This window comes from Motilibacter deserti, assembly GCF_011250635.1.
GTDB classification, from domain to species: Bacteria; Actinomycetota; Actinomycetes; order Motilibacterales; family Motilibacteraceae; genus Motilibacter_A; species Motilibacter_A deserti.
In genome coordinates, this window is the sequence record NZ_JAANNP010000001.1 from 385,550 (window position 1) to 406,948 (window position 21,399).

26 protein-coding genes, 1 tRNA gene and 1 other RNA gene are annotated in these 21,399 nt (G+C 72.4%); 12 read left to right on the plus strand and 16 right to left on the minus strand.

Features of this window, described 5'->3' with window-relative positions:
• Window positions 1-30 precede the first annotated feature (30 nt).
• Window positions 31-864, plus strand: coding sequence for a 3-methyl-2-oxobutanoate hydroxymethyltransferase (panB, locus tag G9H71_RS01755; RefSeq protein WP_231133981.1), 834 nt, complete (start codon window positions 31-33; stop codon window positions 862-864).
• Between the two features lie 230 nt (window positions 865-1,094).
• Window positions 1,095-2,441 carry an APC family permease gene (locus G9H71_RS01760; RefSeq protein WP_166276886.1) on the plus strand — a complete coding sequence of 449 codons (1,347 nt, stop codon included), beginning with the start codon at window positions 1,095-1,097 and terminating at the stop codon, window positions 2,439-2,441.
• Here G9H71_RS01760 and npdG read toward each other — a convergent pair.
• Window positions 2,428-3,111, minus strand: a complete 684-nt coding sequence (npdG, locus tag G9H71_RS01765) for an NADPH-dependent F420 reductase (RefSeq protein WP_166276889.1) — start codon at window positions 3,109-3,111, stop codon at window positions 2,428-2,430. The genes G9H71_RS01760 and npdG overlap by 14 nt on opposite strands.
• Before the next feature lie 324 nt (window positions 3,112-3,435).
• Here npdG and G9H71_RS01770 point away from each other — a divergent pair, with 324 nt between their 5' ends.
• Window positions 3,436-4,428: a YegP family protein gene (locus tag G9H71_RS01770; RefSeq protein WP_166276892.1), complete on the plus strand. Its 993-nt coding sequence runs from the start codon at window positions 3,436-3,438 to the stop codon at window positions 4,426-4,428.
• Between the two features lie 58 nt (window positions 4,429-4,486).
• On the opposite strand, the gene G9H71_RS01775 is transcribed toward G9H71_RS01770, so the two are convergent.
• The gene (locus tag G9H71_RS01775; RefSeq protein WP_166276895.1) at window positions 4,487-4,663 is read right to left on the minus strand and encodes a hypothetical protein; all 177 of its coding nucleotides are present in this window, start codon (window positions 4,661-4,663) and stop codon (window positions 4,487-4,489) included.
• A 55-nt stretch (window positions 4,664-4,718) separates the two neighbouring features.
• On the opposite strand from G9H71_RS01775, the gene map reads away from it, so the two are divergent.
• Window positions 4,719-5,582 carry a type I methionyl aminopeptidase gene (map, locus tag G9H71_RS01780; protein WP_331272678.1) on the plus strand — a complete coding sequence of 288 codons (864 nt, stop codon included), beginning with the start codon at window positions 4,719-4,721 and terminating at the stop codon, window positions 5,580-5,582.
• 82 nt (window positions 5,583-5,664) lie between these two features.
• Here the strand turns inward: map and G9H71_RS01785 are convergent, their stop codons facing one another.
• Both G9H71_RS01785 and G9H71_RS01790 read right to left on the minus strand, forming a co-directional pair.
• Window positions 5,665-6,021: a PRC-barrel domain-containing protein gene (locus G9H71_RS01785; protein WP_166276898.1), complete on the minus strand. Its 357-nt coding sequence runs from the start codon at window positions 6,019-6,021 to the stop codon at window positions 5,665-5,667.
• A 59-nt stretch (window positions 6,022-6,080) separates the two neighbouring features.
• On the minus strand, window positions 6,081-6,332 hold the full coding sequence (locus tag G9H71_RS01790; RefSeq protein ID WP_166276901.1) for a hypothetical protein: 252 nt from the start codon (window positions 6,330-6,332) through the stop codon (window positions 6,081-6,083).
• Window positions 6,333-6,515: 183 nt separating this feature from the next.
• Here G9H71_RS01790 and G9H71_RS01795 point away from each other — a divergent pair, with 183 nt between their 5' ends.
• Window positions 6,516-6,722, plus strand: coding sequence for a hypothetical protein (locus G9H71_RS01795; protein ID WP_166276904.1), 207 nt, complete (start codon window positions 6,516-6,518; stop codon window positions 6,720-6,722).
• A gap of 10 nt (window positions 6,723-6,732) precedes the next feature.
• Window positions 6,733-7,578: a DNA/RNA non-specific endonuclease gene (locus G9H71_RS01800; protein WP_166276908.1), complete on the plus strand. Its 846-nt coding sequence runs from the start codon at window positions 6,733-6,735 to the stop codon at window positions 7,576-7,578.
• Here G9H71_RS01800 and G9H71_RS01805 read toward each other — a convergent pair.
• A complete protein-coding gene (locus G9H71_RS01805) occupies window positions 7,571-7,837 on the minus strand; it encodes a hypothetical protein (protein WP_166276911.1) in 267 nt (88 codons plus the stop codon). The two genes, G9H71_RS01800 and G9H71_RS01805, sit on opposite strands and share 8 nt — an antisense overlap.
• 364 nt (window positions 7,838-8,201) lie before the next feature.
• Here G9H71_RS01805 and G9H71_RS01810 point away from each other — a divergent pair, with 364 nt between their 5' ends.
• Window positions 8,202-8,366, plus strand: coding sequence for a hypothetical protein (locus G9H71_RS01810; protein WP_166276914.1), 165 nt, complete (start codon window positions 8,202-8,204; stop codon window positions 8,364-8,366).
• Window positions 8,367-8,641: 275 nt separating this feature from the next.
• Here G9H71_RS01810 and G9H71_RS01815 read toward each other — a convergent pair whose 3' ends face one another.
• The 4 genes from G9H71_RS01815 to rnpB all read right to left on the minus strand — a co-directional run bounded on the left by G9H71_RS01815 (window position 8,642) and on the right by rnpB (window position 10,313).
• The gene (locus G9H71_RS01815; protein WP_166276917.1) at window positions 8,642-8,815 is read right to left on the minus strand and encodes a hypothetical protein; all 174 of its coding nucleotides are present in this window, start codon (window positions 8,813-8,815) and stop codon (window positions 8,642-8,644) included.
• A gap of 17 nt (window positions 8,816-8,832) precedes the next feature.
• The gene (locus tag G9H71_RS01820; protein WP_166276920.1) at window positions 8,833-9,171 is read right to left on the minus strand and encodes a type II toxin-antitoxin system PemK/MazF family toxin; all 339 of its coding nucleotides are present in this window, start codon (window positions 9,169-9,171) and stop codon (window positions 8,833-8,835) included.
• Window positions 9,168-9,404, minus strand: a complete 237-nt coding sequence (locus G9H71_RS01825) for a hypothetical protein (RefSeq protein WP_166276923.1) — start codon at window positions 9,402-9,404, stop codon at window positions 9,168-9,170. Before G9H71_RS01825 ends, G9H71_RS01820 begins: the two co-directional genes overlap by 4 nt.
• Window positions 9,405-9,928: 524 nt before the next feature.
• An RNA gene (rnpB, locus tag G9H71_RS01830) (RNase P RNA component class A) lies at window positions 9,929-10,313 on the minus strand.
• 37 nt (window positions 10,314-10,350) lie between these two features.
• Between rnpB and G9H71_RS01835 the strand changes: the two genes are divergently transcribed.
• Window positions 10,351-11,481 (plus strand): SLC13 family permease, encoded by a 1,131-nt coding sequence (locus tag G9H71_RS01835; RefSeq protein ID WP_166276926.1) that lies wholly within the window; start codon window positions 10,351-10,353, stop codon window positions 11,479-11,481.
• Window positions 11,482-11,639: 158 nt separating this feature from the next.
• A complete protein-coding gene (locus G9H71_RS01840) occupies window positions 11,640-12,077 on the plus strand; it encodes a hypothetical protein (protein ID WP_166276929.1) in 438 nt (145 codons plus the stop codon).
• Between the two features lie 68 nt (window positions 12,078-12,145).
• Here the strand turns inward: G9H71_RS01840 and G9H71_RS01845 are convergent, their stop codons facing one another.
• The 6 genes from G9H71_RS01845 to G9H71_RS01870 all read right to left on the minus strand — a co-directional run bounded on the left by G9H71_RS01845 (window position 12,146) and on the right by G9H71_RS01870 (window position 16,468).
• Window positions 12,146-13,330: a bifunctional RNase H/acid phosphatase gene (locus tag G9H71_RS01845; protein ID WP_166276932.1), complete on the minus strand. Its 1,185-nt coding sequence runs from the start codon at window positions 13,328-13,330 to the stop codon at window positions 12,146-12,148.
• A complete protein-coding gene (locus G9H71_RS24890) occupies window positions 13,327-14,112 on the minus strand; it encodes a zinc ribbon domain-containing protein (RefSeq protein ID WP_331272679.1) in 786 nt (261 codons plus the stop codon). The genes G9H71_RS01845 and G9H71_RS24890 overlap by 4 nt, the downstream gene beginning before the upstream one ends.
• Window positions 14,082-15,230 (minus strand): Nif3-like dinuclear metal center hexameric protein, encoded by a 1,149-nt coding sequence (locus G9H71_RS01855; protein WP_166276935.1) that lies wholly within the window; start codon window positions 15,228-15,230, stop codon window positions 14,082-14,084. The genes G9H71_RS24890 and G9H71_RS01855 overlap by 31 nt, the downstream gene beginning before the upstream one ends.
• A 203-nt stretch (window positions 15,231-15,433) precedes the next feature.
• A tRNA-Val gene (locus G9H71_RS01860) sits at window positions 15,434-15,505 on the minus strand.
• A gap of 8 nt (window positions 15,506-15,513) precedes the next feature.
• On the minus strand, window positions 15,514-16,026 hold the full coding sequence (locus tag G9H71_RS01865) for a peroxiredoxin (RefSeq protein ID WP_166276939.1): 513 nt from the start codon (window positions 16,024-16,026) through the stop codon (window positions 15,514-15,516).
• Between the two features lie 10 nt (window positions 16,027-16,036).
• Window positions 16,037-16,468: a DUF3052 domain-containing protein gene (locus tag G9H71_RS01870; protein ID WP_166276943.1), complete on the minus strand. Its 432-nt coding sequence runs from the start codon at window positions 16,466-16,468 to the stop codon at window positions 16,037-16,039.
• A gap of 172 nt (window positions 16,469-16,640) precedes the next feature.
• On the opposite strand from G9H71_RS01870, the gene G9H71_RS01875 reads away from it, so the two are divergent.
• Window positions 16,641-16,868 carry a hypothetical protein gene (locus G9H71_RS01875; RefSeq protein ID WP_166276946.1) on the plus strand — a complete coding sequence of 76 codons (228 nt, stop codon included), beginning with the start codon at window positions 16,641-16,643 and terminating at the stop codon, window positions 16,866-16,868.
• A 34-nt stretch (window positions 16,869-16,902) separates the two neighbouring features.
• Here the strand turns inward: G9H71_RS01875 and G9H71_RS01880 are convergent, their stop codons facing one another.
• Window positions 16,903-17,316: a YjbQ family protein gene (locus tag G9H71_RS01880; RefSeq protein WP_166276949.1), complete on the minus strand. Its 414-nt coding sequence runs from the start codon at window positions 17,314-17,316 to the stop codon at window positions 16,903-16,905.
• A gap of 111 nt (window positions 17,317-17,427) precedes the next feature.
• On the opposite strand from G9H71_RS01880, the gene aceE reads away from it, so the two are divergent.
• Window positions 17,428-20,151, plus strand: a complete 2,724-nt coding sequence (aceE, locus tag G9H71_RS01885) for a pyruvate dehydrogenase (acetyl-transferring), homodimeric type (protein ID WP_407939650.1) — start codon at window positions 17,428-17,430, stop codon at window positions 20,149-20,151.
• 252 nt (window positions 20,152-20,403) lie between these two features.
• Window positions 20,404-21,363 carry a TIGR03557 family F420-dependent LLM class oxidoreductase gene (locus G9H71_RS01890; protein ID WP_166276951.1) on the plus strand — a complete coding sequence of 320 codons (960 nt, stop codon included), beginning with the start codon at window positions 20,404-20,406 and terminating at the stop codon, window positions 21,361-21,363.
• The last annotated feature ends 36 nt before the right edge of the window (window positions 21,364-21,399 follow it).

The window sequence follows — 21,399 nt, forward strand, 5'->3', positions numbered from 1 at the left end:
AGAGCGCCTCGAGATGCGCAGGGAGACCTCATGTCCGAGCAGAGCTACTTCTCCACCTTGCCGCCGGGCCGCCGCGTGACGGTGCGCGACGTCGCCGAGGCGAAGGCCCGCGGCGAGCGCTGGCCGATGCTGACGGCGTACGACGCGCTGACGGCCGGGGTCTTCGAGGAGGCCGGCGTGCCCGTCCTGCTCGTCGGGGACAGCGCGGGCACGACGGTCTTCGGGCACGCCACGACGGTCCCGGTCACCGTCGACGACCTGCTCCCCCTCGTCGCCGCCGTCGTACGCGGCACCTCCCGTGCGCTCGTCGTCGCCGACCTGCCGTTCGGGAGCTATCAGGCGTCGCCGGCGCAGGCGCTGGGCTCGGCCGCCCGCTTCCTCAAGGAGGCGGGCGCGCACGCGGTCAAGCTCGAGGGGGGCCGCCGCGTCGTCGCGCAGGTCGAGGCGCTGGTCGAGTCCGGCGTCCCGGTGATGGGCCATCTGGGCCTCACGCCGCAGTCGGTGAACGCGTTCGGCGGCTACCGGGTGCAGGGCCGGGGCGAGGCCGGCGACCGGTTGCTGGAGGACGCGCTCGCGCTCGAGGCCGCCGGCGCCTTCGCGGTGGTGCTGGAGGTCGTCCCGGCCGAGCTGGCGGAGCGCGTGACGAAGTCGCTGACGATCCCCACGGTCGGCATCGGAGCGGGCGCCGGGACCGACGCCCAGGTGCTCGTCTGGCAGGACATGGCGGGGCTGACCCCTGGCCGCCCGCCGAAGTTCGTGAAGCGCTACGCCGACGTGCGCGGCGTGCTCACCGACGCCGCCCGGCGCTTCGCCGACGACGTCCTCGCGGGCGCCTACCCGCCCGAGGAGAACACCTACCACTGAGTCTCCCGTCACACCGAGCCGCTTGCGCTCCGGTCCTCCGGGCACACTCGTCGTTCGTGGCGAGTTCGCACGCCGCACGCCTCGACACTGCACAATGACGCGGCACGCCTCGACGACACGCCCGGAGGACCGAGTTGGCAGCTGAGATCACCGCACTAGCAGGCCCCGTCACAGGCCTTCCGCTTGAGAAGGGTTTGCGCCGCAACGCGATATCGGCGTTCGGAAGCGCGGTGATCGGCCTCGCGTCGACCGCGCCCGCGTACAGCCTCGCAGTGACCGTGGGGCTGCTCGCGGACGAGGCCGGCGGCCACGCTGCCGGCATCATGCTGCTGGCCGTGGCGCCCATGCTGCTCGTGGCGCTCGCCTACCGAGAGCTCAACGCCCACGAGCCCGACGCGGGGACGACGTTCGCCTGGGTGGCGCGCGCCTTCGGCCCGCGCACCGGCTGGCTCGGCGGCTGGGCCGTGGTCGTGTCGTCCCTGTTCGTGATGGCGAGCCTCGCCCAGGTCGCCGCGCAGTACCTCTTCCTCCTCGTCGGCGCCGACGGGCTGGCCGACTCGCGCGGCGCCCAGCTCGTCGCCGGGCTGGTCTGGATCGGCCTGCTGACGTGGCTGTGCAGCCGCGGCATCACGACGACCGCGGCGACGCAGACCGCCCTGCTGCTGATCGAGCTCGTGCTGCTCCTCGTCTTCACCGTGAAGGCGCTTTGGGAGGTCGTGGTCGTCGGGCACCAGGGGTCGACCACGCCGGAAGCCTCCTGGCTGGACCCGTTCGGCGCCGGCATGAGCGCCACCTGGACCGGCCTGCTGCTCGCCGTCTTCCTCTACTGGGGCTGGGACAGCAGCTTCTCGGTCAACGAGGAGACCGCCGCCCCGCGCCGCGGGCCGGCCATCGCCGCGCTCGCGGCGATCGGCGTCCTGGTCGTCGTGCTCGTCGGGTCGACGGTCGCCGTCATCGCCTGGGGTGGCGTCGAGCGCACGGCGGCCCTCGGCGACGAGGACGTGCTCGCGGCCTTCGCCCAGGAGGTCCTCGGCGGGCAAGGCGGAAATCTGCTGCTGCTGTGCGTGCTGTCCAGTGCTGTCGCGGGGACCCAGACCACGATCGTCCCGATGGTGCGCACCGTGCTGTCCATGGGCGCCCACGGCGCGATGCCCGCGCCGCTCGCCCGCGTCGAGAAGGACAGCGGCTCGCCCGCGCTCGCCACCTGGGTGATCGGGGCGGTCTCGGCGGCGCTCTTCGTCGCCTTCCTGATGTCGAGCGAGAACGCGCTCGCGGACTCCGTCGAGGCCACCGCGCTGGGCATCTGCGCCTACTACGGGCTCACCTGCGCCGCTGTCCCGGCCTATTTCCGCGGCCACCTGTCCGGCCGCCGGAACATCGTCTTCCGGCTGATCGTGCCGATCGCCGGCTCGGCCTGGATGGTCGCGCTGCTGATCGGGTCGGTCAGCTCGCTCCTCGGCGGCGAGTCGAAGGTCTTCGGCATCGCGACGCCTGTGCTCTTCGCGGCGGCCGCGTTGCTCGCCGGGCTGGTCCTCATGGCCACGCAGCGGCGAGGGGCCTACTTCACAAGCCGGTGACCCGGATGCCGGCGTGCGCCCGGTGGCGGCGGTTCACCGAGATGAGGTTGGCGGTCAGCGCCTCCACCTGGCCCGAGGAACGCAGCCGTCCGGCATAGATGCCGCGTACGCCCGGCAGCCGGGAGGCGAGCGCCTGCACGGTGTCCGTCGCCTCCCGGTCGTCGCCGACGACCATCACGTCGAGCTCGAGGCTCTGCACCTCGGGGTCGAGCAGCACGACCGCCGACACGTGATGGAACGCCCCGACCACCCGGCTGCCGGGCAGCAGCTGCTGCGCCTGCAAGCAGGCGCTGCCCTCCGGCACGGGCAGCGCGAACGCTCCCCGCTCGTCGAAGCCGAGCGGGTTCACGCAGTCGATCACCACCTTGCCGTCGAGGGCCTCGCGGCACTCCTCGAGGAGTGCCGCGTGCCCTTCCCATGGCACTGCGACGAGCACGACGTCCGCCGACCGAGCGCACTCGATGTTGTCCAGCCCGCGCACCTTCTCCTTGTCCCCCAAGGGAAGCGTGTCGACGGCAGCCACGGCGCGCTCGCGGTCGCGGGAGCCGAGCAGCACCTGTTGCCCCGCCGCTGCGAACCTCGCTGCGAGGCCGCGACCGAGGTCGCCGGTCCCTCCCAGCACTCCGAGGACGGCACCGCTCACATCGGGAAGCTCGAAAGACTTCGGCATGGGTCGATCGTCCCACCCGCGCACGCCGAGGCCGTCATCGCCGTCGAGGCTCGGGCCTGCGCGGGCCGAGCCCTCGACGAGCACGATCTCGGACGGACGTCGTCAACGCTGATGCGACGAATCGACGGACTCGACGACCAAAGTCCGCTTCAGGTACGGCTCATGCCAATCACAGGCGCCTGACGCAGACGTGATGACCGTCGGCACGACGACGACTTCGGGCATCGATGTTGGCAAGTTGAGCGCTGAAGTGCGATCTTTGCGGGTAAAGGTGCGTCCGGGCCCGCCGGGCGGTCCGCCAAACGCGAAGCTCAGGAGGCACTCGTGCCAGCAACGTTCGTTCTCAAGAAGGACCGAGCAGGCAGGTTCAAGTTCGAGGTCGTCAACCGCAACAAGGTCATCGCGTCCTCGACCAACACCTACAGCGTGAAGACCCTCGCGCAGAACGCCATCCGCGCGATCGCCCCGGACGCGAGCATCGACGACCAGACGCTGGTGGCGCGCAAGACCGCCGCGGGCGGTGTCTCCGGCGCCAAGAAGGCCGCCTCCGCCGTCGCGAAGAAGACGGCTGCGACCGCCAAGAAGACCGCGGCCACCACTGCGAAGAAGACCGCTGAGACCGCGAAGAAGGCCGCTGCCGGCGCGAAGAAGGCGGCGCCGGCGGCGACCAAGAAGGCGCCTGCCGCTCCGCGCGGCGTCGCGGCGCGAGCGACGACGCGCGCCACCGGCGTGCGGTCCGCCACTCCGCGGACCACGAAGGCCGCCCCCGCGAAGGCGGCCGCCACCAAGACCACGGCGACCAAGACCACGGCGACCAAGACCACGGCGACCAAGACCGCCGCCACGAAGGCTCCGGCCACCAAGACGGCAGCCAGCAGGACGACGGCCACCAAGACGGCCAAGGCGGCGCCGGCGAAGGCCACCGCGACGAAGGCTGCGGCCACCCGGGCGACCACGAAGAGCACTGCGGCGAAGAACACTGCTGCGAAGAGCACAGCGGCGAAGTCCGCTGCCGCAAAGCCGGCGGCGCGGGCGGCGACGACCCGGCCGGCCGGTCGCAGCGCGGGCGCCGAGGCGCCTGCCGCGGCGCGCAAGGCCGCCACGACGCGTACCCGCGCCGCCTCCAGCGCCAGCGCCCGCGGCACCACGTCCACCGGCCCGGCGAAGCGCCCGGCGAAGCAGGCCGCACCGGACGACACGGCGCCCGCATCGACCCCGGCGCCCGTGGCCGCGCCCGAGGAAGCCACTCCCGCTCCCGCTCCCGTCGCGGCGTCGCCCGCCCCGACGGCTCCGGAGCAGACGACCTCCGAGTCCTGAGCCGTCGCCCGACGGCTCCGGCCCCGTCACTGGTGTGACGGGGCCGGAGGCCGGACGGTCAGTCGTCGTTCCAGCGCGGGTCGTTGTCCCACGCCTCGGTCCGCTCCGCCGCGCTCGCAAGCGCGTTCTCCGCCTCCTGCCGGGTGGCGTACGGGCCCATGCGCTCGGAACCCGGGCAGACCTGCTCGGTCTCGACGCTCTGGTGACGCAGGCAGTACCAGTACTCGGCGGCCATCGCCCTTCCCTTCGGCAGCGGGGCGCCTGCGCGCCGCTCGCCTAGACTCGACGGTGTGACAGTGCTCGTCCCGGGGACCGTCTCCCCGCTGCGCAACGTCCCCACTCGCATCCCGCGTCCGGAGTACGTCGGCAAGCCCCGCCCGTCGCGCTACACCGGCCCTCATGTGATGGACCCGGAGACGGTGGAGCGCATCCGCCGCGCCGGGCGCATCGCCGCCGACGCGATGGCAGAGGCCGCGCGCCACATCCGGCCGGGCATCACGACCGACGAGCTCGACCGGATCGGCCACGAATACCTCGTGGCGCACGACGCCTACCCCTCGACGCTGGGCTACCGCGGCTTCCCGAAGTCGATGTGCACATCGCTCAACGAGGTCATCTGCCACGGCATCCCGGACTCGACAGTGCTGCAGGACGGCGACATCATCAACATCGACGTCACGGCGTACGTCGACGGCGTGCACGGCGACACGGACGCGACCTACCTCGTGGGCGACGTGGACGAGGAGTCCCGGCTCCTCGTCGAGCGGACGCGGGAGGCGTTGAACCGCGCGATCAAGGCGGTCCGGCCCGGGCGCGAGGTCAACGTCATCGGCCGCGTCATCGAGTCCTACGCCAAGCGCTTCGGCTACGGAGTCGTCCGCGACTTCACCGGCCACGGGGTAGGGCCCGTGTTCCACTCCGGGCTGATCATCCCCCACTACGACGACCCGTCGGCGACCACCGTGATGGAGCCGGGGATGACGTTCACGATCGAGCCCATGCTCACCCTCGGGACGATCGAGTGGGAGATGTGGGACGACGGGTGGACGGTCGTGACGCGGGACCGGAAGCGCACTGCGCAGTTCGAGCACACGCTCGTCGTCACCGAGGACGGGGCGGACGTCCTGACGCTGGACAGCAGCGCCGCCGGCTGACCCTCCCGCCGCCGGCCTCCGCACACAGCACGGCCCGCCCCGAGGCTTGTCGGGGCGGGCCGTCCTCGTGTTGTCCCCGCGGTCAGCGGCGCGCGAGCCTGCGCTCACCCGACGCACCCGTGGAGTAGGCCAGGTCGTAGTGCGCGAAGATCGCCGGCTCCGCGTCGGCCAGCAGCTCGCCGTCGGTCTCGATGCCCGGGGCGTTCTTCACCGTGTCCTTGTCGAACCGCACCTTGACGTAGTCCGGGCCCACCACGGCGCCCGTCAGCGGGACGAACACGATGCGGTGGCGGCCGATGATGCCGACCTTCACGCCCGCGAACGACGGCTGGTCCGTCGCGGTGTCGACGTAGATGGACTCCAGCGAGCCGATCTTCCCGCCCTGCGGGTCGACGACGTCGTGGTCCCGCCACAGATTGATGCTCTCGGCCTCGAACACGTCTGCGTCCCCTTCCTGTTCGGATCGGTACGCCCCTCCCCCGGGCGCCGGACGGTGAATCACGCGTCGACGGCGGGGCGGCGTACGTCCTCGGCCCATCGCGCCTGCTGGAACTGGCTCCCAGCCCCGGTGTAGTAGCGCACGACCGCACGCCAGCGCTCACCCACGCGGTAGGCGTGCAACAACGTGGCGGGGACCCACCGCCCCTCGTGCAGGACCTCGACGGGACGGGCCCCCTCGGTCGCGTCCGGTACGCCAGCCGCACCGGCGGCGCCAGGCACCGGCAGGGGCGGCAGGGGCAGCGAAGGCATGGGCGGAGCGGGCACGGACGGAATGGGCCCGGGCGGAAGGTGCATGGGTCGGCCTCCATTGACGAAGCTCGACCCGAGGCGATCCTGCCCCAGCAGCACCCGGGGCGAACGCACCGGGCCCCACGTCACCCGCACGGTTCCGACCGCGATCGGCACTGGCCGCCCGCGATAGACTCGACCGTCGTGAGCCGCCTCGGAGCTGTGCGTCCCAACAACGGCCAGCCGGCCTTCGGCAAGGTCAGCGTCCGGCAGGCGGGCGCGCCCAAGGCCGAGTGGAGCCGCGAGCAGGCGCTGGCCCTCCTCAACCAGGGCTACAGCGTCTCCCACGTTGCGAGCCGAACGGGATACGACGAGCGCTGGCTCTCCGCCCAGCAGCGCAAGGCCGACTAGGCGTCCGGCGATGGCCACCCCCGATGAGGGGACGTCGGGGCAGGGCGGCTACGACCCGTCCTTCCTCGGGCCGGAGGCGCCCTTTCCGCACCTGCCCGGCGTGGACCTCGCCCGGTTGGACTACACGCACTTCTCGATCGCCGTGCACCCGGAGCGCCGGCTCGCCGCGGTCACCGGGGTCGTCATCGACGGCGCGCGGATGGTCGACGTCGAGCGCTCCGGCGACACGTGGGTCCTGGACCCGCGGCTGCCGGCCACGGCACAGACCGGCGAGGCGGTCTATGCCGACAACGACCTCGACCGCGGCCATCTCGTGCGCCGACGGGACCCGGCGTGGGGGACGCAGGAGGAGGCCGAGCGCGCCAACGCCGACACCTTCCACTACACGAACGCCGCACCGCAGGCCTCGCGGTTCAACCAGGGGCTCGAGCTGTGGAACGGGCTCGAGAACTACCTGCTCGACAATGCTGTCACCGGGCAGCGGAGGCTCGCCGTCCTGACCGGGCCGGTCCTGGCGCCGGACGACCCGCCCTACCGCGGGACGCTGATCCCCCGCCGGTTCTACAAGGTCGCCGCATTCGTCGACTCCGAGCAGCTGGCCGCTACGGCGTACGTGCTCGACCAGACGCCCCAACTGCCGGACCTGGAGACCGCCGCCGCCACCCGCGCGGCCGCCGGCGAGACGCCGCCGCTCGGGCCGTTCCGGACGTTCCAGGTGCCGGTCGCGGACGTCGCGGAGCTGACCGGGCTTGAGCTCGGGGCGTACGTCGCGGCCGACCGCTACGTGCCGGCGTCGGGTGTGCGTGAAGAGCGGTGGCGGCTGCTCTCCGGCTACGCGGACGTCGTCCTCAGCTGAAGGCTCCGCCGTCGCCCGGCTGGCGCAGGCTCTCCAGCTGCTTGATGCCGATGGCCTGCTCGAGGAAGTCCAGCTCGCGCCAGATCTTCTCCCGGTTGGCCTTGCTCCGGGACACCGCGTGGCAGAGCATCACGGTCTGGCGGGCCTTCTTCTCCTGCAGCTGCGCCTCGCTGAGCTCGAGCAGCCGGGCCATCGCGGCCCGGAACTCCAGGACCGTGTAGGGCAGCACGTCGGGCGGGCAGTCCGGGTAGTAGGTCACGGTGGTAGCTGAGCAGACGGCACTGACAGTCCCCGTGGCCCGAGCGGCCGCCGGGTGCCCGAGCACGCCCGACGCGCACATCGTCCCGACAGGCCTCTTCTCTGAAGGCAACGAGGCGCGATCGGCACGGTGCGCTACCGGACGGCGGCCGTCGGGCCGATGGCGCGAGGCCGGGGAGCTGTGCTCGACGTCCGCGCCGGCGCGCGCAGCAGGTCGGTCAGCATCCGGGTGCCGGAGCTCTCCGGCCCCACACAGTGAAGGCGCATGCCTGTGGCTCGGCGGCCGGCGAGCTGGATCGGAGTAGCCTCGGCGCATGGCGTACATGCAGGGCGAGTAGTACATCGCGCGCACCAGCGAGGGCATCATGATCGCCGGCCCCGATGCCACCGTCACGCTGCCCCAGGACGTCGCCCTGGCGTTCGCCGCGATGCACTGGCATCGGGTACCCCCGGAGGAGCGCCGGGGCCTCCTCGAGTGCGTACCCGAACGTCGAGTCGGGCGTGTTCGCGAGCAGCAGCTGGAAGATTGACTTGGACTCGCGCTGCTCGACCTCGGCGCGCAGGTCGTCGAGCCGGTCGTTCTCGTCGAGCTCCGTCGGTCGGCCTCGTCGACGTGGTCCCTGATCCACGCCTGCGCGTTGTGCACGCGGTTGTCGAGCGAGGACTCGTCGATCTCGCCGTAGACCTCGGACTCGGTGTCGTCGCCGAGCAGCCTGGCGACCTGGTGCGGGTGCAGCTGCTCGTCGTAGGAGATGTAGTGCAGGTCGATCTTTTTGGGCAGCGCCGCCACGACACGGTCGTACGTCTACTGCACGGTCTCCGGCAGCGACAGCTTGTACGTGCCGATCGTGTTGCCGTCGGAGTCGATGACCTTGCCGTCGAGCTGACGCGCGAGCCATTCGAGGATCTCCTGGACCTCGCTGATGCCGTTCGGCTCGTGGAACGCGTCGTTGTCGGGGGCGAAGGTGAGCGAGAACATGCGGACTACCTCACAAGCTAGAGACCGAGGATCTCGCGGAGAATGCTCTCGATGCGAGTCATGTGCATGCCGTTGGCGGTGCCCAGCCTGCGCGAAATGCGGCTGGTGCTGATGGCGCGCACCTGCTCGCATTGCAGGTACGTGGTTTCGAGCAGCCCGGACTCCTCGGGCGTGACCTCGACGTGCGTGACCCATCCCAGGCGGGTGCGCGTTCCGGGAACGACGATGGTGACCTGCTCGGGCATGAGGTAGTGCGCCGAGAGGACCAGGGCCGGGCGCGTGAAGGCTGCCTCGTGGCCCTCGGGCGTGTCGCCCAGGTTGACGTGATGGATCGCGCCGCGCGAGAGGGGGATCACTGCGCCGCCGGCAACGGCGTGATCGCGTGGCCCCACAGGGCCGCTTCCTCGGTGTACTGCTCCCACTGCTGCGGCGTCATGGCGGCCAGCGCAGCCTGCTGCTCACGCCGCAGCCGCTCGCGCTCGAGCGCGGCGAGCGCCTCGCTCAGCAGCTCGTCGGTGGATCGCTCACCCTTGACGGCGTTGATCCTGTCGCGGGTCTCTGTGCTGACTCGCAGCGTCGTGGTGCTCATGCTCCCCACCCTACGAGCGTGTAGACGTGAGCGTCTACACGCCCCTACCAGGTCAGTTCTCGGTGTAGATGCGCCAGTGCCCGGTGCCGGGCACCTGGGCGCGCTGGCGGTCCCCGTGTCGCACCACGTCCGCTCCATCGACGTCGAAGGTCCACTGGTCGCCGGTCCAGTACTGCGTGGGGGCCGTCGCTGTGGTGCACGTACACGTACTGCGGCTGGGTGAGTTGGCGCGTCTGCAGTCCCTGCACGGATCGCGTCACTGCGTCCGTGTCGTCGGGCTTGATGTCGTGCTCGAGCGCATCCTGCGCGAGGGCCGGCAGGCCGGCGAGGGTGACGCACCGTGAGGTCCGCCTGAGCGGGCTGACCCAGCACACCTGAAGTAGGCTTCGCTCAGACCCAGCAGAGACCCAGCACTGGACCCGCCAGACCGTCTTCTTCACCCGCAGCACAACGAAGCACTACAGAGGCTTCAAGCCGCTGGCCCGGGCAAACGGTGAGTTTGTCCAGGTCAGCGAACCGGTCGGTGGACGAGCCGGCCTGTAAGCCGGATTCTGTCCCGCCGCCGGAGCGACGGGGGCGGCCATCCATCTAGGACCGCCGTTGCCGGCGGCCTCGTGCGGCCTACCCGGAAGCTCGGGCGGGCCGCCCTCCCCAGCTGACGCTGTGCGCTTCCTGTCTGGCCTTGCTCCGGGCGGGGTTTGCCGAGCCGCTCGGGTCACCCCGAACGCTGGTGGTCTCTTACACCACCGTTTCACCCTTACCGGCGCTCGAAGCTCCGGCGGTCTGTTTTCTGTGGCACTTTCCCGCGGGTCGCCCCGGGTGGGTGTTGCCCACCGCCCTGCCCTGTGGAGTCCGGACTTTCCTCGGCGGGGCCCCGGAGGGACCCGTCGCGACCGCCCGGCCGGCTCGTCCGCGGCCAGGGTACCGGCACGTACAGTCCCTCCCCGTGCCCGCAGTAGTCGCCCTGGCCGGAGCCCTGGCCGTCCTGACCGGCTGGCTCTCCCAGGACGGGGCGCAGGACGTGCTCGAGCGCAGCGCGCCGGTCCTCGGCTTCCTCGTCGCGGTGACCGTCCTGGCCGAGCTCGCCGACGACGCCGGGCTCTTCGAAGCGGGCGCCAGCATCACCGCGCGGCTGGGCGGCGGCAGCGTGCGCCGGCTCTTCCTCCTGGTGTGCCTGCTCTGCACGGTGACGACGCTCGTGCTCAGCCTGGACACGACGGCCGTGCTGCTGACCCCGGTCGTGCTCGCGATGTGCCGGCGGCTCGGCCTGCCGGCGCTGCCGTTCGCGTTCGCCACGATCTGGCTGGCGAACACCGCGAGCCTGCTGCTCCCGGTCTCCAACCTCACGAACCTGCTGGCCGCGCACGAGCAGGGCCTCGACGCGTTGACGTACGCCCGGCACGCGGCCCTCCCGCAGGCCGCCGTCCTGGTCGTCACGGTAGCCGTCCTGCTGCTGCGGCACCGACGGGCGCTGCGCGGCACGTACGCCGTGGCCCCCCACCCGAGCGCCGAGGACCCGGTGCTGCTCCGTCTCGCGGCGGCCGTGACCGGAGTCGTCGCCGTGCTCCTCGTCCTGGGGCTGGCGCCGTGGGCGGTGGCGACGGGCGGGGCGGCCGTGCTCGTCGCCGCGTACGCCGGAAAGCGGCGCGACCGGCTCCGGCTGCGACTGCTGCCTTGGCGTCTGGTCGTGATGACCATCGGGCTCTTCCTCGTCGTGCAAGGCCTGCAGGAGCACGGGCTGACGCGGCTGCTGCACGACCTGGCCGGCGACGGGGAGGGCGGCGGCGCGCTGCTCCGGCTCACGGCCGTCTCCGCGGTCGCGGCGAACGCCGTCAACAACCTGCCGGCCTATCTCGCGCTCGAGCCGATGGCGGGGACGGCGGACCGGCTGCTGGCGGTGCTCGTCGGGGTGAACGCCGGCCCGCTCGTCCTGCTGTGGGGCTCGCTGGCCACGCTGCTGTGGCGCGAGCGCTGTGCGGCCCGCGGCGTCCGGGTCGGTGCCTGGCAGTTCGCCCGCGAGGGCCTTCTAGTGGTGCCAGCCGCGCTCGTGGCCGGGGCCCTCGCCATCGGTCGCTAACGCTCTAGAACTGATTAGCCCGAACGGGTGATGACGGAAACGCATCACCCAAAAGGCTCTGCGCTTCACCCGTTGTGACCGACATGATGAGTGCGTAGTCAACGCAGGGTCGCGAGGAAGTAGCGGTCCGTGACCTCCAACCGCCGCAGGAGCCTCTCATGTCGCGCAACGTCACCCGTCGTCACGTCGCTTCGCTCGCCCTGGTCACGGTCGGGGTCACGGCCGGCCTCGTCGGGACCGCGACCACGGCCTCGGCCAAGCGGCTCCCCGTCGCCACCCTCACCCCCGACGTGGTCACGACCGCGAGCGCCCCCGCGGCGCCGACGGTCACCGGGTCCGCGGTCAGCTCGGCGGGCTACACCCTCCGCTTCACGGACAACGCGGACGACGAGACCGGCTTCCGCATGCAGAAGTCGACGGACTACGGCACCACGTGGGTGGACGTCGAGGGCACGGACACCGCTGCGCTCGAGGGCACCGGCGGCTACGGGATGGTGCGTACGCCGCGCGCCGGCGTCGGCTTCGGCACCCAGCTGCGCGTCGTCGCCGTCAACGAGACCGGCATCGGCGCCAGCGACCCGCGCACCTGCTGCTGACCCGCGCGTCTGCTGCCGGCGGAGCCGGGGCCAGCCCCCGGTCGCCCTGACACGTGCAGCGGCTGGGGCTACAACCCCGGGTCCCCCAGCAGCCCCGCCAGATGGGTCGTGCTGTTGAACGCCCGCAGCGACGCTCCACCGTCCGGCCACCATTGGACCAGGTGCAGCGACGCCGGCGTCATCTCCATGCGGAAGACCGTGTGCGAGGGCGCGTCCAGTGCCAGGCGCACGAGCTGCTTGAGCGGCGTCACGTGGCTGACCACGACGACGGTCCGCCCCGCATAGCGCGCGATCACCTTGTCCCTGGCCCGCTTCACCCGGGCGCCCACCTCGTCGAGGCTCTCGCCTTCCGGGGGTGCCACGGCCGGCGAGTCGAGCCACGCCTGCAGCTCGTCGGGCCACTGCTCGCGGACGGCCGCCAGGTCGAGGCCGTCCCACTTCCCGAATGATGCTTCGGCGAAGCCCTCTTCCACCTTCACCGGTACGCCCGCGAAAGCGGCGACGGCCTCGGCCGTCTCGCGCGCCCGCTGCAACGGCGAGGAGACCACGGCCACCGGGCGGTCACCGCCGCAGAACGCGGGCAGCGCACGCGCGGCGGCCTCGGCCTGGGCACGCCCTCGCTCGGTCAGCCCCGGGTCGCTGCCGTCCCGGCCGCAGAACAGCTTGCGCAGCGTGTTCGCGGACTCCCCGTGCCGGACGAGCACGAAGGTGGTCGGCGTGCCGACGTCGTCCCATCCGGTGAGCTTGTTGGCGGGGACGGGCGGCTCCGGCTCGGCCTCGTCGATCGCGACCGGGACGGCGGCACCGCCCGCGACACTGACCTTCGGCGTCCAGCTCTCCCCGCGCGCCTCGGCGTCCATCGCCTCGTTGGCGAGCCGGTCGGCGTGCGAGTTCTGCGCCCGCGGGATCCAGGTGTAGCGGACCCGGGACTGGTCGAAGGCGTTCCGCGCCGCGAGTGCCAGCGGCTGCAGCGGCGGGTGCTTGATCTTCCAGCGCCCGCTCATCTGCTCGACGACGAGCTTGGAGTCCATCCGGACCTCGACCGTCGCGGACGGGTCGATCTCAGCGGCCGCGCGCAGGCCCTCGACGAGCCCGGTGTATTCGGCCACGTTGTTGGTCGTACGCCCCAGCCCGCCGGCGCGCTCGGCCAGCACCTGGCCGGTGTCCGCGTCCTTCACGAGCGAGCCGTAGCCGGCGGGCCCGGGGTTGCCCCGCGACCCGCCGTCGGCCTCGACGACGAGCCGGCGCGTCACAGCCCGGACTCGGCGGTGCGGACCAGGATGCGGCGGCACTCCTCGCAGCGCAGCACCTCGTCACTCGGGGCGTCGCGGAAGCGCGCGAGGTCGACGGTGTTGAGCTCGAGCCGGCAGCCCTGGCAGCGCCGCTGCTTGAGCTCGGCCGCGCCGATGCCGGCGGAGGAGGCGCGCACCTTCTCGTACAGGCTAAGCAGCTCGCCGCCCACGTCGCGGACCACGGCCTCGCGGGCCTGCTGGGTCAGGTAGGCCTCGTTGTCGATCTCCTCGACCGCGGCGTCCCGCCGTCCGACCGCGGCGGCGCGCTTGCCCTCGACCCCGGCGGCGTCGGCCCGCAGCCGCTCGACCTCGGACTGCACCTCCTCGGCGCGCTCCATGACGGCCAGCTCGACGTCCTCGAGCTCGGACTGCCGGCGCGCGAGCGAGGCGAGCTCGGACTGCAGGTCCATGAGCTCCTTCGGCGAGGAGACCCGGCCCGAGTCCAGGCGGGCCTGGTCGCGGCGGGCGCGGGCACGTACCTGCTCGACGTCGGCGTCCGCCTTGGCCTGCTCGCGCTCGAGGTCGCTCGCCCGCGTCTCGGCGGCGACGGTGAGGTCGCGCAGCCGGCGCAGGTCCCGGTCGAGCTGCTCAATCTCGGCGTGCTCGGGCAGCGTGCGACGGCGGTGGGCGAGCTGGTCGAGGCGGGCGTCGAGGCCCTGCAGGTCGAGCAGGCGCAGCTGCTCGGCGGGGTCGGCCTTCAGGGCAGGCTCCTCTATCGCGATGACGGCACGTGGAGCGTCCACGGGTCGGTGACGGCCCGCGAGACGACTGCCTCCACCGTAATGCCGTCCGCGGCGAGCCCGGCACGCAATCGCGCGGCGGCGTCGGCGAGCCACGGCCACTCGGTGGCCCAGTGGCCCGCGTCGACCAGGGCGAGCCGCCGCTCGGCGCGCTCGTCCGCGGCGGGGTGGTGGCGCAGGTCGGCCGTGACGTACGCGTCGGCGCCCGAGCGGCGCGCCGCGGCGAGGAGCGAGTCCCCCGACCCCCCGCAGACCGCGACGGTGCCGATGCGCGCGTCGGGGTCGCCGGAGGCGCGCACGCCGACCGGCGCGGCCGGCAGCGCACGCGCGACCCGCCGCGCGAACTCCGACAGCGGCACCGGCTCGGCAAGCCGCCCGACCCGGCCGATCCCGCGCGGGCCCGGCGGAAGGGCCAGCTCGAGCACGTCGAAGGCCGGCTCCTCGTAGGGGTGGGCCGCCCGCAGGGCCTGCACGACCGCAGCCCGGCGCCCCCGGGGCAGCACCATCTCGACGCGGGCCTCCTCGACGTACGCCGCCTCCCCCACGCGCCCGACCGCCGGCTGCGCGCCCGGCCCGGGCAGGAACGTGCCCGTCCCGTCCGCGACGAAGGCGCACCGCGTGTAATCGCCGATCGCGCCGGCGCCGGCGGCGGACAGCGCGTCGACGAGACGGTTGGCGTCCGCCCGCGGCACGAAGGCGATGATCTTGTCCAGCGGGTCGGCCGGGCGCGGGTCGAGCGGCACCAGCCCCGTGAGGCCGATCGCGGCGGCGAGCGCGTCCGAGACGCCCGGGTCGGCGACGTCGGCGTTGGTGTGCGCGACGTGCAGGGCTACCCCGTTGCGGATCAGCCGGTGCACCAGCCGCCCCTTGGGCGTCGTGGCGGCCACCGACGAGGTCCCGCGCAGGTAGAGCGGGTGGTGCGTGACGAGCAGGTCGTAGCCGCCGTCCACGGCCTCCTCGACCGTCGCCTCGACCGGGTCGACCGCGAACAGCACCCGGCGTACCGGGGCGTCGGGGTCGCCACAGACCAGCCCGACGGCGTCCCACGGCTCGGCCCAGCGCGGGTCGTAGAGCGCGTCGAGCACGGCCACGACGTCGCCCAGCGTGGCGGTGCCCGCCATCAGGACCCGCCGTCGGCGAGCAGGGCGTCGTCCTCCCCCGGGCCCGGGCTTCCCCCGGCGTTGGCGTCGCCGTGCGACACCTCGAGGGCACAGACGGGACAGGCGGCCACGGGGTGCTCGCTCGGCCAACTGGCCCCGCACCGCTGACAGGTCAGGCGCTCCACGCGCTCACCCTCTCCTAGCCACGCCGGGGAGGCGGCAAGTGGGCCCGGACGGGTTCGAACCGCCGACTCCCTCGGTGTAAGCGAGGTGCTCTACCGCTGAGCTACGAGCCCGACGGCCCTCAGGGTACGGGCTCTGCGAGCGCGGCGACGGCCGCTCGGTAGTCGGCGGGGTCGCGCGCCTCTCCCGGCCCGTTGACCACGGACCAGCGCACGAGGCCCTCGGCGTCGAGCAGGAACGTGCCGCGGGTCGCGAAGCCGCGCGGCTCGAAGAAGACGCCGTAGGCGCGCGACACGTCGCCGTGCGGCCAGAAGTCCGACAGCAGCGGGTAGGTGATGCCCTCGCGCTGGGCGAAGACGCGCAGCGCGGGCGACGGGTCGCAAGAGACCCCGACCACCTGGACGCCCTCGAGGCCAGAGGCCTGCTCGTCGGTCTCCGCGAGCTCGTCGCGCACGGCGCACAGCTCCCCCGTGCACGTCGGGGTGAAGGCGTGCGGGAAGAACACGAGCAGGACGGGCCGGCCCCGCAGCGCCGAGAGCCGCAGGGGCGTGCCGTGCTGGTCCTCGAGCTCGAAGTCGGGCGCGGGCGTGCCCACGGCCGGCGGGGTCTGCCGGACGGAGCCCTCGGCGCTCATGCGCAGCCCGTCACTTGCGCGCGGCCTTGGGCGCGACGAGCCGGGTGCCCTGCCACTCGCGGCTGGCGCTCACGCTGCTCGTCGACGACAGCCCTGCCGTGGGCGCGGCGTCGCCGATCTCGCTCGGCTCGACATGGCCCGGCCGGCCCGTCTTGGGCGTCAGCAGCCAGACCATGCCGCCGTCGGCGAGGTCGGTCAGCGCGTCCACCAGCGCGTCGACGAGGTCACCGTCGCCGTCGCGCCACCAGAGCAGCACCACGTCGACGACGTCGTCCGGCTCGCCCCCGACGAGCTCGTTGCCCGACAGGGCGACGATGCTCTCGCGCAGCTCCTCGTCGCAGTCGTCGTCGTAGCCCAGCTCCTGGACCATCTGCCCAGGCTTGATGCCGAGCCGCGCACCCACTGCGCGCTGGCCTTCCGCGGGCTCCGCGGTCGCGCTCACCCTGCTCCTCCCCGACGCGTCACCAACCCGTCGCCGCCCTCCGTCCAGGCGCCGTTGCCGTAGTCAACGCCGTCAGGACGAACGCGCGCAAGCGCAACGAGCGGTTACGTCGCCGCGAGTCGGGCATCGGGCAGCCATGCAGGCTGACGCGCAACGGGGTAGCGGGCGGGTCGTGCGGTGGGACGAACACGCCAGGAAGGGCGCGCTCGTCATCGACTCGCTGCCCGCCGAGGTGGGGTTCGACGGCGACGCGATCGACGCCGCCGGGCGCCACGGCGTCGAGCCCGGCGAGCTCGTCGAGGTGGTCTACGCCCTGGTCGGCCCACCGGCGGGCGAGGGGGCCGAGCGCGCGGCGGCCGGGCCGGCGTACCGCGCGACGAGGGTGACGCCCACCGACTAGGGCGGCCACCGACGAGGACGGGCGCCGCTCGGCCTCAGCCACCCAGGAAGCTGAGCCGCACCTCGCGGCGCGGGTTGTCGACGTTCGTGTCGACGAGCACCAGCGACTGCCAGGTGCCGAGCGTCATCGCACCGCGGACGACGGGGACCGTCGCGTGCGGAGGGACGAGTGCCGGGAGCACGTGGTCGCGCCCGTGGCCGGCAGTCCCGTGCCGGTGCCGCCAGCGGTCGTCGGCCGGCAGCAGGTCGCGCAGCGCGGCGAGCAGGTCGTCGTCGCTGCCCGCCCCGGTCTCGATCACCGCGATGCCTGCCGTCGCGTGCGGCACCCAGAGCGAGAGCAGCCCGTCGCCGCCGCCGCTGGCCTCTCGGACGAACGCCGCGCACCGGTCGGTGAGGTCGTACGCGGCCTCCTGGCCGCCGGTCCGGACCTCGATCACCTGCGTCTTCATGGCCTTCATCCTGCCTCTGAGCTGCCGTGTCGCATACTCCTCGCGCCCCCCTGGTGACGAGCACCCCCCGGGGGAGGGACACTGTGCGGTGTGGCGAACGATCAGAGTCCGGTGGGCGTACCCGTCCCCCCGGTGCAGACCGCCCCGGCGTCGTACCAGGACGTCGACTCGGCGGAGACCCAGGAGTGGCTCGAGTCCCTCGACGCTCTCGTCAAGAACGCCGGCCCGCGCAGGGCGCGCTACATCGTGCAGCAGCTGCTGCAGCACGCCGGCGAGACGGGCGTCCCGGTGCCCGGCGTCGTCCGCACGGACTACGTCAACACCATCGGACCGGACCGCGAGCCCGACTTCCCCGGTGACGAGGCGCTCGAGGAGCGCATCGCCAACATCGACCGCTGGAACGCGGCGGTCCTGGTGTCGCGGGCGAACCGGCCGGGCGTGGGCGTCGGAGGGCACATCGCGTCCTTCGCCTCGTCGGCGACGCTCTACGAGACCGGGTGGAACCACTTCTTCCAGGGGCCGGACGCCCCGGGCGGTGGCGACCAGATCTTCTGGCAGGGGCACGCGTCCCCCGGCATGTACGCCCGGGCGTTCCTCGAGGGCCGGCTGTCCGAGGACGACCTCGACAGCTTCCGCCAGGAGCTGACCGGCCCGGGCAAGGGGCTGCCGTCGTACCCGCACCCCCGCCTGATGTCGGACTTCTGGCAGTTCCCCACGGTGTCGATGGGCCTCGGCCCGATCGACTCCATCTACCAGGCGCGCTTCAACCGCTACCTGCACAACCGTGGCATCAAGGACACGTCCAACCAGCGGGTGTGGGCGTTCCTCGGCGACGGCGAGATGGACGAGGTCGAGTCGATCGGCGCCCTCGGCGTCGCCGCCCGCGAGGGCCTGGACAACCTCACCTGGGTCGTCAACTGCAACCTGCAGCGCCTCGACGGGCCGGTCCGCGGCAACGGCAAGATCATCCAGGAGCTCGAGGGCTACTTCCGCGGCGCCGGCTGGAACGTCGTCAAGGTCGTGTGGGGCCGCGAGTGGGACGAGCTGTTCGCCCGTGACACCGACGGCGTGCTGGCCGAGGCGATGGCCGACGTCGCCGACGGGCAGTGGCAGACCTACAGCGTCGAGAGCGGCGCGTACTTCCGCGAGCACTTCTTCGGGCGCAGCCCGCAGCTGGCCAAGCTCGTCGAGGACCTGACCGACGAGCAGCTCAAGGCGCTGCGCCGCGGCGGCCACGACCCGCGCAAGGTGTTCGCGGCCTACAAGGCGGCCACCGAGCACAAGGGCGCCCCGTCGGTCGTCATCGTCCAGACCGTCAAGGGCTGGGGCTTGCGCAGCTTCGAGGCGCGCAACGCCACGCACCAGATGAAGAAGCTGAGCAAGGTCGACGTCAAGGAGTTCCGCGACCGGCTCGGCCTGCCGATCCCGGACGAGGCGCTCGCCGACCTGCCGCCGTACTACCACCCGGGCGAGGACTCCCCCGAGGTGCGCTACCTGCGTGAGCGCCGGGCCGCCCTCGGCGGGTCGGTGCCGCAGCGCCGCGACCCGGGCAAGGCGCTCGACCTGCCCGAGGACAAGGTCTACGCCGAGCTCAAGGCCGGGTCCGGCAAGCAGCCGGTCGCCACCACCATGGCCACGGTCCGGCTCATCAAGGACATGGTCAAGATCAAGGGCTTCGGCGAGCGGATCGTCCCGATCATCCCGGACGAGGCCCGCACCTTCGGCCTGGACGCGCTCTTCCCCACGGCGAAGATCTACTCCCCGCACGGCCAGCGATACGAGGCCGTCGACCGTGCGCTCCTGCTCTCCTACAAGGAGTCCACGCAGGGCCAGCTGCTCAACGAGGGCATCACCGAGGCCGGCTCGATGGGCTCGATGATCGCGGCCGGCACGTCGTACTCCACGCACGGCGAGCCGATGATCCCGATGTACATCTTCTACTCGATGTTCGGGTTCCAGCGGACCGGCGACCAGATCTGGAAGTTCGGCGACCAGCTCGGCCGGGGCTTCCTGCTCGGCGCCACCGCGGGCCGCACGACGCTCAACGGCGAGGGCCTGCAGCACGAGGACGGGCACTCTCCGCTGATCGCGTCGACCAACCCGGCGTGCGTCTACTACGACCCCGCGTGGGCGTTCGAGGTCGGGCACATCGTCAAGGACGGCCTGCGCCGGATGTACGGCCAGGACGCGGAGAACGTCTTCTACTACCTGACGATCTACAACGAGCCCTACCTGCAGCCGGCCGAGCCGGAGGGGCTGGACGTCGACGGGCTGCTCAAGGGGCTCTACCGCTACGCCTCGGCCCCGCAGCTGCACGACGGGGCGCCCGGCGCGCAGATCCTGGCGAGCGGCGTCGCGATGCAGTGGGCGCTCGACGCGCAGAAGATGCTCGCCGAGGACTGGGGCGTCGCGGCGGACGTCTGGTCGGCCACGTCGTGGAACGAGCTGCGCCGCGAGGCGCTCGAGTGCGACGGAGCGAACCTGCTCAACCCCGACGGCGAGCAGCGGGTGCCCTACATCACCCGCACCCTCGCCGGGACGCCCGGCCCGGTCATCGCCGTGTCGGACTACATGCGGACGGTGCAGGACCAGGTCCGGCCGTGGGTCCAGCACGACTTCGTCTCGCTGGGCACGGACGGCTTCGGCCTCTCCGACACCCGGGGGGCGCTGCGCCGGCACTTCAAGGTCGACGCGGCGTCCATCGTCGTGGCGACGCTGATGCAGCTGGCACGCCAGGGCGGGGTCAAGCCCGAGGCGCCGCGCGAGGCCGTCGAGAAGTACCAGCTCGGCGACATCCGAGCCGCCGGCGCGGGCAACACGCTCGGGGAGTCGTAGCCACCCCTGGTCCGGCCAGGCGCGCGCTGACGCCCGCGCTCCGGCCCAGCTTCGCACCGCTCACGGGCTCGGCCGGGACGACACTCGTCCCGGCCGAGCCCGTTCCGCTGCAGGGCGCGGGCGTCGTCGAGTGGCTGGTCCCAGGCATCCGACGCGCGGGCCGAGTGGCGCGGTCGACCACGGAAGGTTTCCCGCAGGCTGTGCGGGCAACGGGTGCAGGGTCCAGCCCAACGCCCCGGAGGCCGCCTGCCCATGAGCCCGCGCATCGGCTACTTCCTGTCCTGCGAGGAATACTCCCCCGCCCAGTTGATCGAGCAGGCCAAGCTCGCAGAGCGCGCCGGCTTCGAGGCGCTGTGGATCTCGGACCACTTCCACCCCTGGAACGACGCGCAGGGCCAGAGCGCGTACGTCTGGGGCATGATCGGCGCCATCTCCCAGGCCTGCTCGCTGCCGATCACCACCGCGGTGACCTGCCCGATCCTGCGCCAGCACCCGGCGATCGTGGCCCAGGCCGCAGCGACGTCGAAGGTGCTGACGAACGGCAGGTTCACGCTCGGCGTGGGGACGGGCGAGGCGCTCAACGAGCACGTGCTCGGCCAGCGCTGGCCGAACGCCGACGTGCGCCTGTCGATGCTCGAGGAGGCCGTCGACGTGATGCGCCAGTTGTGGAGTGGCGAGTCCGTCACGCACCACGGCGAGCACTACACGGTCGAGGACGCGCGGATCTACACGCTGCCCGACGAGCCGGTGAAGGTGTACGTGTCGGCGTTCGGGCCGAAGGCGCTGGACCTGGCGGCGCGCATCGGCGACGGCTACTGCTCCACGATGCCTGAAGCAGACATCGTGAAGACGTTCCGCGAGAAGGCCGGGCCGGGCAAGCCGACGCAGGTCGGCTACAAGGTGAGCTACTCCGACGACGCGGAGAAGGCGCTGGAGTACGCCCACAAGCTGTGGTTCAACTCCGGAATCCCAGGTGAGGCGTCGCAGGTCCTCTACTCGCCCAAGCACTTCGAGCAGCTGGCTCCGCTGGTGACCAAGGAGTCGATCGCCGAGTCGACCGTGCACGGGCGCGACGTCGAGAAGCACGTGCAGGAGTTCCAGAAGCACGCCGACGCCGGCTACGACGAGATCTTCGTCGCGGACATGGGACCGGAGTACGAAGGGTTCTTCTCCTTCTACGAGAAGGAGATCCTGCCGCGGGTCCGCGGGTGACCCAGCGGGCACGGCCTGCGGGCCGGCGCCACCGGG

Coding starts and splice junctions, on each gene's coding strand:
- panB (WP_231133981.1), top strand. CDS start 31: ATGTCCGAGCAGAGCTACTTCTCCACCTTGCCGCCGGGCCGCCGCGTG.
- npdG (WP_166276889.1), bottom strand. CDS start 3,111: ATGCCGAAGTCTTTCGAGCTTCCCGATGTGAGCGGTGCCGTCCTCGGA.
- G9H71_RS01775 (WP_166276895.1), bottom strand. CDS start 4,663: ATGGCCGCCGAGTACTGGTACTGCCTGCGTCACCAGAGCGTCGAGACC.
- G9H71_RS01790 (WP_166276901.1), bottom strand. CDS start 6,332: ATGCCTTCGCTGCCCCTGCCGCCCCTGCCGGTGCCTGGCGCCGCCGGT.
- G9H71_RS01800 (WP_166276908.1), top strand. CDS start 6,733: ATGGCCACCCCCGATGAGGGGACGTCGGGGCAGGGCGGCTACGACCCG.
- G9H71_RS01810 (WP_166276914.1), top strand. CDS start 8,202: ATGATCGCCGGCCCCGATGCCACCGTCACGCTGCCCCAGGACGTCGCC.
- G9H71_RS01815 (WP_166276917.1), bottom strand. CDS start 8,815: ATGTTCTCGCTCACCTTCGCCCCCGACAACGACGCGTTCCACGAGCCG.
- G9H71_RS01825 (WP_166276923.1), bottom strand. CDS start 9,404: ATGAGCACCACGACGCTGCGAGTCAGCACAGAGACCCGCGACAGGATC.
- G9H71_RS01840 (WP_166276929.1), top strand. CDS start 11,640: ATGTCGCGCAACGTCACCCGTCGTCACGTCGCTTCGCTCGCCCTGGTC.
- G9H71_RS01855 (WP_166276935.1), bottom strand. CDS start 15,230: ATGGCGGGCACCGCCACGCTGGGCGACGTCGTGGCCGTGCTCGACGCG.
- G9H71_RS01865 (WP_166276939.1), bottom strand. CDS start 16,026: ATGAGCGCCGAGGGCTCCGTCCGGCAGACCCCGCCGGCCGTGGGCACG.
- G9H71_RS01880 (WP_166276949.1), bottom strand. CDS start 17,316: ATGAAGACGCAGGTGATCGAGGTCCGGACCGGCGGCCAGGAGGCCGCG.
- G9H71_RS01890 (WP_166276951.1), top strand. CDS start 20,404: ATGAGCCCGCGCATCGGCTACTTCCTGTCCTGCGAGGAATACTCCCCC.